The sequence below is a fragment of the Streptomyces sp. 6N223 genome (genome assembly GCF_052246635.1).
Taxonomy (GTDB): Bacteria; Actinomycetota; Actinomycetes; order Streptomycetales; family Streptomycetaceae; genus Streptomyces.
The window spans coordinates 44,133-58,049 of the sequence record NZ_JBQQCA010000030.1 but is presented as its reverse complement, the minus strand read 5'-3'; the positions used below and the strand labels follow the sequence as shown (position 1 = coordinate 58,049).

Annotated in this window: 14 protein-coding genes and 1 pseudogene; 5 read left to right on the top strand and 10 right to left on the bottom strand. The window is 74.1% G+C overall.

Going from position 1 to position 13,917, the window contains the following annotated elements; all coding sequences use genetic code 11:
- Nucleotides 1-54 precede the first annotated feature (54 nt).
- The 6 genes from efeB to ACTWQH_RS19350 all read right to left on the bottom strand — a co-directional run bounded on the left by efeB (nucleotide 55) and on the right by ACTWQH_RS19350 (nucleotide 6,591).
- Nucleotides 55-1,392, bottom strand: coding sequence for an iron uptake transporter deferrochelatase/peroxidase subunit (gene efeB, locus ACTWQH_RS19375; RefSeq protein ID WP_443287881.1), 1,338 nt, complete (start codon nucleotides 1,390-1,392; stop codon nucleotides 55-57).
- Nucleotides 1,393-1,458: 66 nt separating this feature from the next.
- Entirely contained in the window at nucleotides 1,459-3,462 is a 2,004-nt protein-coding gene (locus tag ACTWQH_RS19370) for a copper resistance protein CopC (protein WP_443287879.1), read from the bottom strand.
- A gap of 10 nt (nucleotides 3,463-3,472) precedes the next feature.
- Nucleotides 3,473-3,955 (bottom strand): copper chaperone PCu(A)C, encoded by a 483-nt coding sequence (locus tag ACTWQH_RS19365; RefSeq protein WP_443287878.1) that lies wholly within the window; start codon nucleotides 3,953-3,955, stop codon nucleotides 3,473-3,475.
- Complete coding sequence (locus ACTWQH_RS19360) at nucleotides 3,952-4,632, bottom strand: SCO family protein (protein ID WP_443287877.1); 681 nt, start codon at nucleotides 4,630-4,632, stop codon at nucleotides 3,952-3,954. Before ACTWQH_RS19360 ends, ACTWQH_RS19365 begins: the two co-directional genes overlap by 4 nt.
- A 120-nt stretch (nucleotides 4,633-4,752) precedes the next feature.
- Complete coding sequence (locus ACTWQH_RS19355) at nucleotides 4,753-5,544, bottom strand: YcnI family copper-binding membrane protein (protein WP_443287876.1); 792 nt, start codon at nucleotides 5,542-5,544, stop codon at nucleotides 4,753-4,755.
- A gap of 138 nt (nucleotides 5,545-5,682) precedes the next feature.
- On the bottom strand, nucleotides 5,683-6,591 hold the full coding sequence (locus ACTWQH_RS19350; protein ID WP_443287875.1) for a hypothetical protein: 909 nt from the start codon (nucleotides 6,589-6,591) through the stop codon (nucleotides 5,683-5,685).
- A gap of 218 nt (nucleotides 6,592-6,809) precedes the next feature.
- On the opposite strand from ACTWQH_RS19350, the gene ACTWQH_RS19345 reads away from it, so the two are divergent.
- The 3 genes from ACTWQH_RS19345 (at nucleotide 6,810) to tatA (ending at nucleotide 8,354) form a co-directional block, all read left to right on the top strand.
- Nucleotides 6,810-7,331: an ATP-binding protein gene (locus ACTWQH_RS19345; protein ID WP_443287874.1), complete on the top strand. Its 522-nt coding sequence runs from the start codon at nucleotides 6,810-6,812 to the stop codon at nucleotides 7,329-7,331.
- Nucleotides 7,332-7,398: 67 nt separating this feature from the next.
- Nucleotides 7,399-7,893 (top strand): DUF6174 domain-containing protein, encoded by a 495-nt coding sequence (locus ACTWQH_RS19340; RefSeq protein ID WP_443287873.1) that lies wholly within the window; start codon nucleotides 7,399-7,401, stop codon nucleotides 7,891-7,893.
- Nucleotides 7,894-8,021: 128 nt separating this feature from the next.
- On the top strand, nucleotides 8,022-8,354 hold the full coding sequence (tatA, locus tag ACTWQH_RS19335) for a Sec-independent protein translocase subunit TatA (protein WP_443287872.1): 333 nt from the start codon (nucleotides 8,022-8,024) through the stop codon (nucleotides 8,352-8,354).
- 43 nt (nucleotides 8,355-8,397) lie between these two features.
- Here the strand turns inward: tatA and ACTWQH_RS19330 are convergent, their stop codons facing one another.
- Nucleotides 8,398-9,096 carry a DedA family protein gene (locus tag ACTWQH_RS19330; protein WP_443287871.1) on the bottom strand — a complete coding sequence of 233 codons (699 nt, stop codon included), beginning with the start codon at nucleotides 9,094-9,096 and terminating at the stop codon, nucleotides 8,398-8,400.
- Nucleotides 9,097-9,178: 82 nt separating this feature from the next.
- On the opposite strand from ACTWQH_RS19330, the gene ACTWQH_RS19325 reads away from it, so the two are divergent.
- Entirely contained in the window at nucleotides 9,179-9,748 is a 570-nt protein-coding gene (locus ACTWQH_RS19325) for an AAA family ATPase (protein ID WP_443287870.1), read from the top strand.
- A 7-nt stretch (nucleotides 9,749-9,755) separates the two neighbouring features.
- Here the strand turns inward: ACTWQH_RS19325 and ACTWQH_RS19320 are convergent, their stop codons facing one another.
- Nucleotides 9,756-10,100, bottom strand: a complete 345-nt coding sequence (locus ACTWQH_RS19320; RefSeq protein ID WP_443287869.1) for a winged helix-turn-helix transcriptional regulator — start codon at nucleotides 10,098-10,100, stop codon at nucleotides 9,756-9,758.
- A gap of 82 nt (nucleotides 10,101-10,182) precedes the next feature.
- On the opposite strand from ACTWQH_RS19320, the gene ACTWQH_RS19315 reads away from it, so the two are divergent.
- Nucleotides 10,183-11,151, top strand: coding sequence for an NAD(P)-dependent oxidoreductase (locus tag ACTWQH_RS19315; RefSeq protein WP_443287868.1), 969 nt, complete (start codon nucleotides 10,183-10,185; stop codon nucleotides 11,149-11,151).
- On the opposite strand, the gene ACTWQH_RS19310 is transcribed toward ACTWQH_RS19315, so the two are convergent.
- Together ACTWQH_RS19310 and ACTWQH_RS19305 are read right to left on the bottom strand one after the other, a co-directional pair.
- Nucleotides 11,093-12,163, bottom strand: coding sequence for a hemolysin family protein (locus ACTWQH_RS19310; RefSeq protein WP_443287912.1), 1,071 nt, complete (start codon nucleotides 12,161-12,163; stop codon nucleotides 11,093-11,095). The two genes, ACTWQH_RS19315 and ACTWQH_RS19310, sit on opposite strands and share 59 nt — an antisense overlap.
- A 284-nt stretch (nucleotides 12,164-12,447) precedes the next feature.
- Nucleotides 12,448-13,755, bottom strand: a pseudogene (locus ACTWQH_RS19305) (hemolysin family protein); the annotation flags it as partial.
- Nucleotides 13,756-13,917: the final 162 nt, after the last annotated feature.

The following is a 13,917-nucleotide window of genomic DNA, read 5'->3' as shown; positions in this document are numbered from 1 at the left end:
GACGTAAACCGTAGCCTGCCCCGGGGGTCGCCCGGGTCACGCGGGATCACGCCGTTACGCCTCCAGGAGCCGCTGGCCGACGTACCCGCCCTCGGCGGCGCCGCCGGGGACGGCGAAGAGGGAGCTGGCCTCGTGGCGGATGAAGGTGGACAGGGCGTCGCCGCGGTCGAGCTTGCGCTGGATGGGGACGAAGCCGTGCAGGGGGTCGGCCTGCCAGCAGATGAAGAGGAGGCCGGCGTCGGGGCTGCCGTCGTCGTGGTAGCCGTCGTGGTAGGAGAAGGGGCGGCGGAGCATGGCGGCGCCGTCGTTGGTGTCGGGGGAGGTGACGCGGATGTGGGCGTTGGTCGGGATGACGGGGGTGCCGTCGGGGTGGGTGGCCTCCAGGTCGACGGCGTCGGTCTCGGCGGCGCCGCCGAGGGGGGCGCCGGTGGACTTGTGGCGGCCGATGACCTGTTCCTGGATGTCGAGGGGCTGGGTCTCCCAGTCGTCGAGGAGCATGCGGATGCGGCGGACGACGGCGTAGGAGCCGCCGGCCATCCAGGCGGGGTCGGCGGTGGTGGGGTCGGAGGGGACGAAGACGCGCTGGTCGAAGTCGGGCTCCTCGGGCTTGGGGTTGTTGGTGCCGTCGATCTGGCCCATGAGGTTGCGGGCGGTGGCGGGCTCGGCGGTGGCGCCGGGGGTGCGGTTGAAGCCGGTCATGTGCCAGCGGAGGTGGGCGGCGCCGAGGGTGCCCGCGTCGCACTGGAGGAGGCGCAGGGCGTGGAAGGCGACGAGATTGTCGTTGGCGCCGATCTGCACCCACAGGTCGCCGTCGGAGCGGTGGGGGTCGAGGGCGTCGGCGGAGAAGGCGGGGAGGGGGGCGAGGGCGGTGGGGCGGGCGTGGGCGAGGCCGGTGGCGTCGAAGAAGGAGTGGCCGAAGCCGAAGGTGATCGTGAGGGAGGAGGGGCCGGCGTCGAGGGCGATGCCGGTGTGGTCGTCCTTGGGGGTGCGGCCGGCCATGAGCTCGGCGGCGGTGGTGGACCAGCGGCGGAGCAGGGTGACGGCCTCGTGGCGGCCGGCGCCGGGGGTGAGGTCGAAGGCGACGAGGTGGGCGTGGGTCTGGGCGGGGTCGATGATGCCGGGCTGGTGGGTGCCGTGGAAGGGGACGGCGGTGGAGCCGATGGAGGTGAGGGGGTCGGTGTGCTGGGGGGTGCCGCCGTCGGCGAGGTCGGTGAGGTCGGCGCTGCCGCTGGTGGTGCCGTTGGCGATGGTGACGCCGGTGATGCCGAGGGCGAGCCCGGCGCTGCCGGTGGCTCCGGCGGTGGTGAGGAGTCTGCGACGGGAGAGGGCGCGGTGGGGTGTGGTGCTGCTGGTGTTGTCGCTTGTGCTGTTTCTGCTGTCTGTGTTGGTCATGGCGCGTGGTCTCGCTTGTGCTCGTGACGGGTGCGGGTGACGCGTGGTCATGATCAGTTTGAATGATCAGGTGATGGAAATGGTGGTAGACACGGTGGTTTGGTCGATTTCGGACGTCCGGATGGTGAGGTCGAGCCTCCACTCCCCGGGGCGGGGGAGCTGGACGTCGTTCAGGACCCAGTGGCCGGCGGAGATGTGGTCGGGGTCCTCGTAGCGGAGGGGGCCGATGTCCTCGGCGGGGAGGGTGAGGGCGACGCGGATTTCGCGGGCGTCGGCGGGGCGGCCCTGGGCGTCGCTGAGACGGATGTGGAGGACATTGCCGGCGCCGGAGCCGGCGCCGGTGGTGGCGGGGGTGAGGTCGAGCTGGGCGGTGCCCTGGCCGGAGTCGCCGCCGGTGTCGTACGGGAGGCTGGCTGAGGCGGGCTCGGGCTCGGCCGGCGCGTCGGGCTGGGTGGTGGAGGGGGCCTCGGCGGCTTCGGCCTCGGTGCGGGCGGGCGTGGTGGTGGTGAGGACGGTGGTGACGGCGAGGATGACGGCGGCGATGCCGGCCTCGGCGAGCACGGTGCGGCGCAGGCCGGCGCGGGTGGGGTCGGCGCTCAGGGCCTTGGCGCGGCGGGCCTGCTGGACGGCGGCGCGCTGGCGGGCGAGCTGGCGGGCGCGTTCGGGGTCCGGCTCGGCTTCCGCTTCCCCTTCGGGTTCGGGTTCGGGTTCGGGCTGGGGGCGGGGGGTGGGGCGTTCGGCGAGGCGCTGGGTGAAGCGGCGGGAGAACCAGGCCACGCAGAGCATCGCGGCGACGAGCCCGGCCTTGAGGATGAGGAGTCGCCCGTAGTCGGTGTCGATGAGGCCGTCGAGGGTGCGGATCTGGCGCCAGCCCTGGTAGAGGCCGGTGGCGGCGAGGGTGGCGACGCCGGCCAGGGCGAGGGAGGAGTAGCGGCGGACGGCGTCGCGGGGCAGGGCGCCGGGCTCGCGGCGCAGGAGGGTGAGGAGGGTGACGAGGCCGCCGAGCCAGGCTGCGGCGGCGAGGAGGTGGAGGGTGTCGGCGGGGATGGCGAGGCCGGTCTGGGGTCCGGCGGAGGCGTGTTCGGCGGCGGCCCAGGTGGCGGCGGCGCCGGCGGCGAGGAGAGGGCCGCTGGCGAGCAGGCCGAAGTGGAGGTCGCGCAGGCGTTGCAGCTCGGCCTCGGCCTCGGGGTCGTCGGGATCGGGATCGGGATCGGGGTCGGGAGCGGGAGCGGGGGCGGTGAGGAGGCGGGCGTAGGGGCCGGTGAGGACGGCGATGTACGCCGCCGCCGCGGCCAGGAGGAGCAGCCGGGTGAGGAGCGCGGTGCCGGTCTTGGTGTCGATGACGTCGGCGAGTCCGTCGAGGTCGAGGACGTCGGCGAGGTCTCCGCTGCCGGTGTAGGGGGTGCGGAGGAGGAGCTGGGCGAGGGTGGCGGCGGTGACGGTGGTCCAGCCGGTGCGCAGCAGGCCCCTGGCGGCGGGGCGGGCGGTGGCGCCGGGCCAGCAGCGGAGGATGAAGAGGCAGCAGCCGGTCAGGAGGAGGAAGCCGGCGTAGGCGGCGTAGCGGGAGGTGTCATAGAGGAGGCCGACGGCGCCGTCGTCGCCGGTGGCGGTGGCGTCGTCGGGGTCGACGGTGGTGGTGGAGGGGGCGCCGACGGAGAAGGTGAAGGCGCCGGAGATGGGGTGGCTGTCGGCGGAGACGACGTGCCAGGTGACGGTGTAGGTGCCGTCGGGCAGGCCCGGGCGGAGTGATATGCCCTTGATGACGGCGCCGTCGTCGGTGGTGAGATCGGTGGGGCGGCCGGACTGGACGGGCTCGCCGTCGGGGTCGAGAACGCGGATGGCGTCGTCGGCGAGGGTGACGGGCTCGGAGAAGGTGAGGGTGACGCGGTCGGGCTGGGTGGGCACCACCTCCCCGTCCCCGGGGGTGCTGCCGGTGAGGGTGGCGTGTGCGGCCGCGGGTGTGGCGGCCAGCAGCACGGCGGCGAACGCCGCGGCAAAGGCTGTGGCGAGGGCCGCGAGCAGCAGGGCGGCGGTCCGGCGCCGGGTGGGACGGGGGGTGGTGGGGGTCATGGCCGGTGGTTCACTCCTCCCCTGTATGGGTGGCGGATTCGATGGGGACGCGCAGGGTGATGGGGTCGGATTCGGCGAAGTGGAGTTCGAGGGTCGCGGTGTCGCCCTGGGCGGGGCGGCGGGTGAGGTCGAGGAGCATGAGGTGGCTGCCGCCGCGGTCGAGGCGGAGCCGGCCGTCGGCGGGGACGGGGAAGCTGTCGACCGGGCGCATGGCGTGGTCGACGGTCTCGTGCATCTCCACGGTGGCGGCCAGGTCGGTGGTGACGGAGGTGAGGGTGTCGTCGGCGTCGCCGGCGTTGTCGATGGTGAGGAAGCCGGCGGCCATGTCGCCGCTGAGGGGCTCGGGGATGTACGCGCCGGTGACGGTCAGGTCGGGGGTGGCGGCGTCGGCGCCGGAGCAGGCGGTGAGGGTGCCGGCGAGGGCGACGAGGGCGCCGGCGAGGGTGCCGACGAGGGTGGCGAGAGGGGCCGGGGACGTCTTCGTCCTGGTCACGGAAGCTCCCCCTCCAGCAGCTTGGGGATGTCCCGCTCGAAGGTCTCGGCGGTGACGCCCTCGGTGTAGATGACGTGGGCCTTGTCGTCGGTGGGGAGGAAGGCGATCACCTGGGTGCCGTGGGTGGAGACGATGTCGCCGTTGTCCTCCTCGTAGGAGGGCTCGATGTGGACGCCGAGGGAGCGGGCGGCCCGCTGGATGGTGTCGAAGTCGCCGGTGAGGCCGGTGAAGTCGGGGTCCTGGGCGTCGAGCCAGGAGCGGAGGGAGGCGGGGGTGTCGCGCTCGGGGTCGGTGGTGACGAAGACGACCCGCAGGTCCTGGCGTTGCTCCTCGGTGAGGGTGGTGGCGGCGACGGCGATGTTGCTCATGGTGAGGGGGCAGATGTCGGGGCAGTGGGTGTAGCCGAAGTAGAGGAGGGTGGCGTGGCCGTCGGTCTCCTCGGCGAAGTCGTATCGCTCGCCCTCGGTGTCGGTGAGGACGAGGTCGGGCTTGTCGAAGGGCTGGTCGAGAACGGTGCCCTCGACCGCGCTCTGGGCGCCGGAGACGTCGGCGACCTCGGAGCTGTCGCCCTGGTCCTGGTCGCCGGCGTTGTCGGTGGAGCTGTCGCTGCCGCAGGCGGCCAGGGTGAGGGCGGTGGCGGCGGCGAGGGCGGCGGCGGTGAGGCTGCGCAGGTGCATGAACGTTCCTGGGGTTCTGCTCCTCCCGGGAGCGGTCCGGGGTGCCGGGGTGCGCCCCCGGGAGGAGGTGGTTCGGTGTGCGGGTGGTCGTTGGCGGGTGGCCGTGGGGGGTACGCGGGGTTAGGCGCGGCGGCGGCTGGTGACGACGCCGAAGGCGAGGCCGGCGGCGCCGACGAGGATGCCGATGCCGGCGAGCACGCGGGCGGTGGTGTCGCTGCCGGCGTCGTCGGAGCCGGGCTCGGCGGCGGCCGCGTTCTCGCCGGCGGCCTCCTCGGCGTTCGCCTCCTCGGCCGCGGCGGCGTCGTCGTCATCGGTCGCGCTCTCGCCCTCGCCCTCCCCGTCCGCCGGGGCGGCGGCCAGCTCCAGGACCGGCGAGGGGTACTCGGGCTCGGCCTGGCCCTCGGCGGGCTCCTCGATCCAGCGGACGACCTCGTCGTTGTCGTAGGTCTGGATGGCGTCGAAGACGAGCCGGTCGGCGTCCTCGGGCAGCGGCCCCACGGAGAGCGGGAACTGCTGGAAGGTGCCGGGCTCGATCGCGCCGCCGGTCCAGGTGACGGTGCTGGGCGCCTCGGTGATCTCGGTGCCGTGGACCTCCATCGGCTCGTCCAGCTCGGCGGTCTCGACCTCGACGTCCCAGCCGGGGACGGGCTGGGGCATCACGGAGGAGAGCGGGTGGTCGGGGTCGAGGTGGAGTTCGAGGCGGATCGTCGAGGCGTTGTCGCGCTCGTTGGGGACCTTGATGTTGATGACGCTGTAGCCGCCCTGCTCGGCCTGGTCGGGGTCGATGCTGACGTGCGCCTGGGCGGTGCCGGCGAGCGCGATGACGGAGGTGGCGGCGAGGGCGGTCGCGCCGGCGGCGACGCGCGTGCGCGTGTGTGAGCGCGTGCGCGTACGGGGGCTTGTGCGGTTCATGGGTACTCCAGGGTCAGGTGTGAGGGCCGGTGGGGCCCGTGGGCTGAAGGTGGTGGTGCCGCGCGGGTCGACGCGCAGCCGTTACCTCCCTGCCGGGATGTCCCTGCGGGGTGGCCCTGGGGTGGGTGGGTCTGCGCGTCAGGTCGCGAGCGTGAGCTGCTCGTGCGGGTCGCCGGGGGGCGGGCCGCGCCGGGTGAGGGCGTGCGGCAGCACGACGCCGGTGGTGGCGGGCGTCGCGTGGTCGGCGTGGTTCGGGGGGCGGGCGACGGGGGCGTACGCGGGCGTGCCGGCGGCGAGCCGAAGCGCGCGGCGCAGGGCGCGGAGCATTGCCGTCAGGACGAACGCCACGGCCTCGGCGACGGCGCGTGCGACGGGGGCGGAGAGCCGGACGAGCCGCCACAGGGCGGCCTCGCCGCGCCGCAGCAGCCAGGCGGCGGCGGTGGCGGCGAGCAGGTGGCCCAGCAGCATGGGGGCGGAGCCGAGGGAGGCGACGGCGTCGGCGAGGCCGCCGGGGTCGGCGACAGCGCCGCCGTGGTGGGCGACGGGCACGGGGCCGGTGACGGCGGTGGCCGCGGGGGCGGCGACGCCGGGGCCGGTGGCGGGGTCGAGTCCCGAGGCGGCGACGATGCGCGCCGCCTTCTCGCCGGTGAGGCCCGCGGCGTGGTCGTTGCACAGCAGCCGGGCGGCGATGCCCAGGACGCCGCCGCCGTCGTGGGTGCCGCCGTCGTGGCCCGGGGCGCCGGTCGCGCTCGCGGGCCCGGTCGCGGCACCGGGGTCCGGGGGGGCGGCGCCGTGCTGGCCGAGGCAGTACAGGCAGTGGAGCGCGAGCTGGCCGAGGGCCAGGGCGGCGGCGATGGCGGGGAGGGAGCGGCGTTCGCGCCCGGCGAGGGGCACGGCGACGAGGAAGACGGCGGCGAAGCCGGCTGCCAGCGCCCACAGCGCGATGCCGGGCCCGGCGGCGGCGAGGTGCCCCGCGGCGGCCAGCGCGGCGCATGCCGCGGCGAAGACCGCGGCCCGCAGCAGTCGCAGATCAGCTCTGGCACGCATGGCGGCGTCATCATCTCATCGGAGGGGCGCGCCGTGGGCGCAGGGGCGTGTGTCCGTACGGATGTACCAGGATTCACCCTGGTGGTGTCATCGCTATATCGACTCTGTGACGCGGGCGCATCCGCCGAATGGGGGGTGTTGGGTCAATCACACGCTTACGCTTCACGTGGCTTGGCAATACCTACACATATGTCGAGCCGCGGCCAGGAGGCTGGAGCATGAGCATCTGGTGGTCTCTCCAACTGCGGCGGGAGGCGGCCAGCGTCCCGCTCGCCCGGCGGCTCCTGCTCGGCGCTATGGAGGCCCAGGGGGTGGACGCGGAGGTCTCCCACGAGCTGTCGGTCGCCCTGTCCGAGGCGTGTTCGAACGCCGTGCGGCACGGCGGTGGCGGGCCGTGCGAGGTCTACCGGGTGACGGCGTTCATCGACGACGAGCTGTGCCGGATCGAGGTGGCGGACGGCGGGCTCGGCTTTCCCGGTGGCCCCCCGGTCGTCGGCGGCAGCGGCCAGGGCAACGGCAACGCCCAGGGCGACGGCCGGAGCGACGGCCGGGGCGACGGCGATGCCGACGGCCTGGAGGGCGAGGTGCGCGAGCTGGCGGTGGGCGGGCGCGGGCTGCACCTGATCGAGGCGCTCTCGGACCGGGTCCGCTTCGGGAGCGAGCCGGGCGGCGGCGGCGCCGTGGTGACCTTCGACCGGGCGCTGCGGCGGGCCGAGGGGGCCCTGCTGCGCGCGAGCTGAGGCGGAACCCGCCGGCCGTGGTCCCCGTCACAGGGTCATGAGAGGCACCCAGGCGAATTCGAGGCGTGTGGCGAGACGGGGAGCGGCATGCCTGCTGGCCACCGTCCCGCTGGTGACGGCCCTGGCGGCCCTGGCGGGCTGCGGGGAGGAGGGGGAGGCCGGGCAGGAGAAGGGCGGGAACAGCGAGCTGCTGCGGGAGCCGGGGGGCGGCGCCCTGGTCGGGCCGGAGTGGGAGGAGGCCCGGGACTACGCCTACACGCTGGAGCAGGAGTGCGGCGAGAACTCCGTGACCGGCACCTTCCGGGTGACCGTGCGGGACGGGCGGGTGTCGGGCTGGGAGCCGGTCGGGGAGAACCACACGCCCCGGTCGGTGGAGGTCCCCTCGATCGGCGGTCTGCTGGCTGAGGCCGAGCAGGCGCGCCAGAGCGGCGCCGAAACCGTCGAGGTGCTGCGCGCGGGGGACGGCCGTCCCACGGAGGTCACCATCGACCACGCCGTCCGGGCCATCGACGACGAGGTGTGCTATCGGATCCGTGCCTACCGGCCGGAATCGGTCAGCTGAGAGGCGAATCGCGGCCCGGATCAGGGCTGAAGGGGTCTACCCCACTCCCTCCGATGCGGGTTACAGTCATCGGTGATACAGGACATTCAGTGTGTTCTTCTGGTTCTTCTAGGGAGTAGGCGGGAGTCATGGGTCAGATCGGACCGAAGGAACTCGTTGTTCTCCTCATCGTCGTGCTGCTCGTCTTCGGGGCGAAGCGGCTGCCGGACATCGCACGCTCGCTGGGGAAGTCCGCCCGCATCCTGAAGAGCGAGACCCGGGCGATGAAGGCCGAGAGCGCGTCGGCGTCGCAGCCGCAGCAGCCCGCCGCCAACGCCACCGCCAACGCCGGCACCGGCACCGGCACGACGGCGAACGCCGCGGAGCCCGCGCCCAAGACGATTCAGGCCGCGCCCGGCGATGTGGCCAACGCCCGCCCGGTGGCCGAGGAGCAGCCGAAGAGCACCAGCACCCAGCCCTGACCGGCGGGCAACCTGGCCGCGACAGACGCAGCGACAGACGGCGCTAGCGCTTGGCGTGCCGCCCCCGCGGGGGGGCGGCGGTGTCGTCGTCGCCCCCCGGCTGCCCGGCCCGCTCACGGCGTCCGGCGCGGCGGGCCCGCAGGTACTCGATCGCGATCGGCAGCACCGACAGCAGCACGATCCCGATGAGGATCGCCTCGATGTTCTGGTGCACGAAGTCGACCTTGCCCAGCGCCGCGCCCAGCAGCGTGACGCCCGCGCCCCACAGCACGCCGCCGATGATGTTGAACGTCACGAAGGTGCGGTATTCCATGCGGCTGACGCCGGCGATGATCGGCGTGAAGGTCCGCACGATCGGGACGAAGCGCGCCAGGACGATCGATTTCGCGCCATGCTTTTCGAAGAACTCGTGGGCCTTCTCGATGTTCTCCTGCTTGAAGAGGCGCGAGTCGGGGCGCCGGAAGAGCGCCGGGCCCACCTTGCGGCCGAAGAGGTAGCCCACCTGGTCGCCGACGACGGCGGCGAGCACGATCAGCGGGCACACCACCCACAGCGGGGTGTGCAGGTACTGGTCGGTGGAGACCAGCAGGCCGGTGGTGAACAGCAGTGAGTCGCCCGGCAGGAAGAAGCCGATGAGCAGCCCCGACTCGGCAAAGACAACGATGAGGATGCCGAGCAGCCCGAAGGACTCGATGAGGTGTTCGGGGTCCAGCCAACTGGGACCGAGAGCAAGAGAATTCATGAAGCGCGAACCTCGTCAGCCGCGGCCCGTGACCTCCTGCCCGGGCGGTCCCTCCAGGCTATCAACTCCCCTTGCGGGCGCGGTGGTGCTGATCACGGGAGTGATGGCGGCGGGCAAGAGCACGGTGGCGCAGGAGCTGGCCGCCCGGCTGCCGCGCGCGGCACACGTGCGCGGGGACGTCTTCCGCCGCATGATCGTCTCCGGCCGCCGCGAGCCGCTGCCGGAGGAGGGCCCGGAGCCTGACGCCGAGCTGCGGGAGCTGGCGGAGCTGCGGGGACCGCGGGAGGAGGCCGACGCGCAACTGCGCCTGCGGTACCGGCTGTCGGCGGCGGTCGCCGACGGCTACGCCGCCGAGGGCTTCACGGCCGTCGTGCAGGACGTCGTGCTGGGCGCCGACCTGCCGGCGTACCTGGCGATGGTCCGCACCCGGCCGCGTTACGCCGTGGTGCTGGCGCCCGGCCCCGAGGCGGTCGCGCGCCGCGAGGCGGGGCGGGCCAAGCGCGGCTACGGAGCCTGGACGATCGAGGCGCTGGACCGCGCGCTGCGCGAGGAGACGCCGCGGCTGGGCCTGTGGCTGGACACCTCCCGCCTCACGCCGGAGGAGACGGTGGACGCGATCCTCGGCCGGCTGCCCGAGGCCCGGGTGGAGTGACACCCGCCTATGCGGTGGGAACGCCGCGGACCGCCTCGATGTGCGTGCGGTGCTCGGCGCCCCAGGCGCCCAGCGGGCTCAGCGCCTGGTTGAGCGAGACGCCGAGCTCGGTCAGGGAGTACTCCACCTTCGGCGGCACCTGGTGGTAGACCTCGCGGTGCACGATCCGGTCGGCCTCCAGCTCGCGCAGCTGCTGGATGAGGACCTTCTCGCTGATGCCGGTGACGAGCCGCCGCAGCTCGCCGAAGCGGAGCGGCTTGTCGTGGAGGGCCCAGAGGATCAGCACCTTCCACTTGCCGCCGACGACGTCGAACGCGGCGTCGATGCCGCAGCTGTACGGGCGTTTCTGCACGGTCCGAGCCAACCTTTCGGTGAGTACCTGACTTTTTTGTAGGTACTTGAGAATCGTACGGTGCCGGGCGAGCCTGAGCCACGTGACCACTCACACGAAGACGAACACAACCGCGAACGTGACGGTGATCGGCCTGGGCGCGATGGGCAGCGCGCTGGCGGGTGCGCTGCTGGACGCCGGGCACCGGGTGATGGTGTGGAACCGCACCCCGTCCCGCGCCGACCCGCTGGTGGCGCGGGGCGCGGCGCGGGCGGAGACGGCGGCGGAGGCCGTGGCGGCGAGCGAGCTGACCGTGGTGTGCCTGGTGGACTACGCCGCGAGCCGGCAGGTGCTCGAGCCCGCGGCCGGAGCCCTGTCCGGGCGGACGCTGGTGAACCTCACCTCCGACACCCCCGAGCGGGCGCGCGAGGCGGCGGGCTGGGCGAGGGAGCACGGCATCGACTACCTCGACGGCGCGGTGATGGTCCCCGTTCCGGTCGTCGGCACGCCCGAGGCGCTGCTGCTGTACAGCGGCGGCCAGGCGGCGTTCGCCCGGCACGAGGCGACGCTGCGGGCGCTGGGCGGCAACGCCCGCTACCTGGGCGAGGACCCGGGCGCGGCGGCACTGCACGACCTGGCGCTGCTGGACATCTTCTGGACGATGATGACGGCCGTCCTCCACGCCTTCGCGCTGGTCGGCGCGGACGGGGTGCGGGCGTCGGAGTTCGCCCCGCTGGCGGTGGAGTCCATCACCGGGCTGGCGCCGCTGCTGGTGGAGGAGGCGGCGGCGGTGGACGCGGGTCGGCACCCGGGCGAGCTGGCCCCGCTGGCAACGGACGCGGAGGGCGTGGCGCACGTCGCCGAGGCCAGCCGCGTCCGTGGCCTGGACACGAGCGTGATCGAGGCCGTGCACGCGCTGATGGCACGCACCATCGCCGCCGGACACGGCAACGACGGCTTCAGCCGCGTGATCGACGCGATCCAGGACCGCCTGCCCTCCGGCCTGCCCTCCGCTACGCGGGCTGCGGCTTCTGAGGCCGCATCAGGCGCACCAGCAGGTCGTCGAGGCTGATCAGCCCCGTGAGGCGGCCGTCGGCGCCGCGCACCACCGCGAGGGAGGCGCGGCGCTGACGCAGCTGCTCCACGGCGTGGGCGACGGTGTCGTCGGCCGTGAGCTCCGGCACCGGGCGGGCCAGCTCGCGGGCTGTGACAGCGCGGCCCCGGGAGCGGGCGACGACGGCGTCACGGGCGTGGACCGAGCCGATGACCCTCCCCCAGGCTTCGCCCGGGGGCGCCCCCAGCCCTGTCCCCAGCCCTGTCCCCAGCCCCTCGCACACCAGCAGCCGGGTGTGGTCGCTGGCGGAGGCGGCGGCCAGGATCGCGGTGGCGTCGGCGTCGGCCGGGACCTGGGCGATGCGCGCGGCCGGGACCTGGATGGCGCCGACGGGGGCCTGCGGCTCGGTGAGGGTGCGGGTGATCAGCCCGGAGTCGGCCTCGCTGATGAGGCCGAGCCGCTGCGACTCGGCCACCAGGTGGGCGAGCTGCTCCCGGTCGTGGACGGACGCCAGCTCCTCGCGGGGGGTGACGCGGAAGAGCCGCACCACGCCGTTGGCCGCCTTGTTCAGCAGCCATATCAGGGGCCGCACCAGCCGCACCATGGCGCGGAACGGCGGGGCGAGCAGCATCGCCGATCGCTCGGGGTGGGAGATGGACCACGACTTCGGCGCCATCTCGCCCACGACCATGTGGAGGAAGACCACCAGGGTCAGGGCGAGCAGGAAGGAGATGCCGTGGGTCAGGCCCAGCGGCAGCCCGGCCCGCTCCAGCCAGGGGTCGATCTGGTGGGCGATGGCGGGCTCGGAGATGCTGCCCAGGCCCAGCGTGCAGACGGTGATGCCGAGCTGGGCGCCGGCGAGCATCAGCGACAGCTCGTGGGAGCCGGCCAGCGCGGCGCGGGCGCCGCGGCGGCCCTCCGCCTGCGCCTGCTCCAGGCGGTGGCGTTTGGCGGCGGTGAGCGCGAACTCGGCGGCGACGAAGAAGCCGCTGGCGATCAGCAGGCCGAAGGTGACGGCGAGGGCGGTCATGGCGTTCACGACGGCTGCCCCTCCCGCTCGCGCGGCGCCGGCCGCGACGAGGCGGCGTCAGCGCCGCCCATACGCCCCATACGCCCCATGCGTCCGACGGTGCCGTTGCCCGACCCGCTGCTCGACCCGCCGCCCGGGCCGTCGCCGTCCGGGCCGTCGCCGTCCGGGCCGTCGCCGTTCGCGCCACGGCGTTGCGCGCCGGGCGCCCCCGCCTCGCCCGCACCGGCGTCGGTGTCGGTGTCGGTGTCGGTGTCGGTGTCGGCCGACGGAGTCTCCTCGTCGCCGGGCAGCCGCTCCAGCCGGATGCGGGCCGGGACGCGCCGGTCGAGAGCGAGCACCTCGATGGCGGCCCGGCCGCCGTCGGTCAGCTCGACCAGGATGCGCTCGCCGACCTCAGGGAAGTGCCCGCAGTGGTCGATCACCAGGCCCGCCACCGTCTCGAACGCCTCGTCCTCCGGCAGCGGAATGCCGGTCGCCTCCGACGCCTCGTCGACGCGGCGGCCCGCGTCCACCAGCCAGCCCGCGCCGTCGGCGACGGCGGGCTCGACGACCCGGTCGGACTCGTCGGCGATCTCGCCCACCAGCTCCTCGGCGATGTCCTCCAGGGTCACGATGCCGGCCAGCCCGCCGTACTCGTCCAGCACCACCGCGAACTCGTCGTCCGCCGCGCCGAGCTGCTCCACCGCGCCCGGCAGCGGCAGCGTGTCGGGCAGCAGCAGCGCCGAGCGCGCCAGCGCCCCGGCCGTCAGCCGCGACAGGCGCTCGGGCGTGACGCGCATCAGCTCGCGTACGCCGACGACGCCGACGATGTCGTCGACGCGGTCGCCGATCACCAGGTAGTGGGAGTGGCCGTGCTCGCCGATGAGCCCGACCACCTCGGCGGCGGGCGCGTCGGCGTGCACCGTGCACACGTCCACGCGCGGCACCATCACCTCGCCGAGCGTCCGCTCGGAGAACTCCAGGGCGTGGTCCAGCAGCGCGGCGGTCGCGTGCGGCAGCTGTCCCTGCTCGTGGGACTCCTCGATCAGGTGCCCCAGCTCCTCCAGCGTCGCGCCGTGGTGCAGCTCCTCCACCGGCTGGATGCCGACGCGGCGCAGCAGCCGGTTGGCGGTGGAGTCGAAGACGCGGATCACCGGGCCCGCGACCTTCAGGTACGCCAGGGTGGAGGACGCCATGCCCATGGCCAGCCGCTCAGGCACCGCCAGCGCCAGGTTCTTCGGGCCGAGCTCGCCCAGCACCATCTGGATCCCGGTCGCCAGAGCGAACGCGATCGCCAGCGCGATGCCGTGCGCGGCGGCGTCGGGCAGGCCGAGGGCCTCGAAGGCGGGGTTCAGCAGCCGGGCCAGGGAGGGCTCGGCGAGGAAGCCGACGATCAGGCCGGTGACGGTGATGCCGAGCTGGGCGCCGGAGAGCATGAACGACAGCCGCTCCTGCACCTTCATGGCGCGGGCGGCACGCCGGTCACCGGCGGCTGCCCGCGTGGACAGCGCGAGCCGGTCGGCGGCGACGAAGGCGAACTCCTGGGCGACGAAATAGCCGGTGCCTGCCGTCAGCACCAGCACGGCCAGCAGGCCGAGCAGTGCGGCACTCACTGAGCACCACCTCGCCGTGTGCCGCGTGCTTCCCGATGCTGGCGAGGTGGTCCGGGACTATGCCCGGGGGAGTCCGACGATTGGGCGGACACGAGCTCCTCCTTCGGGGGCTTTGAGTTCTGCAACGCTGGTGCGCGCGTCCGTGTTCCCAGGCTGTACCCG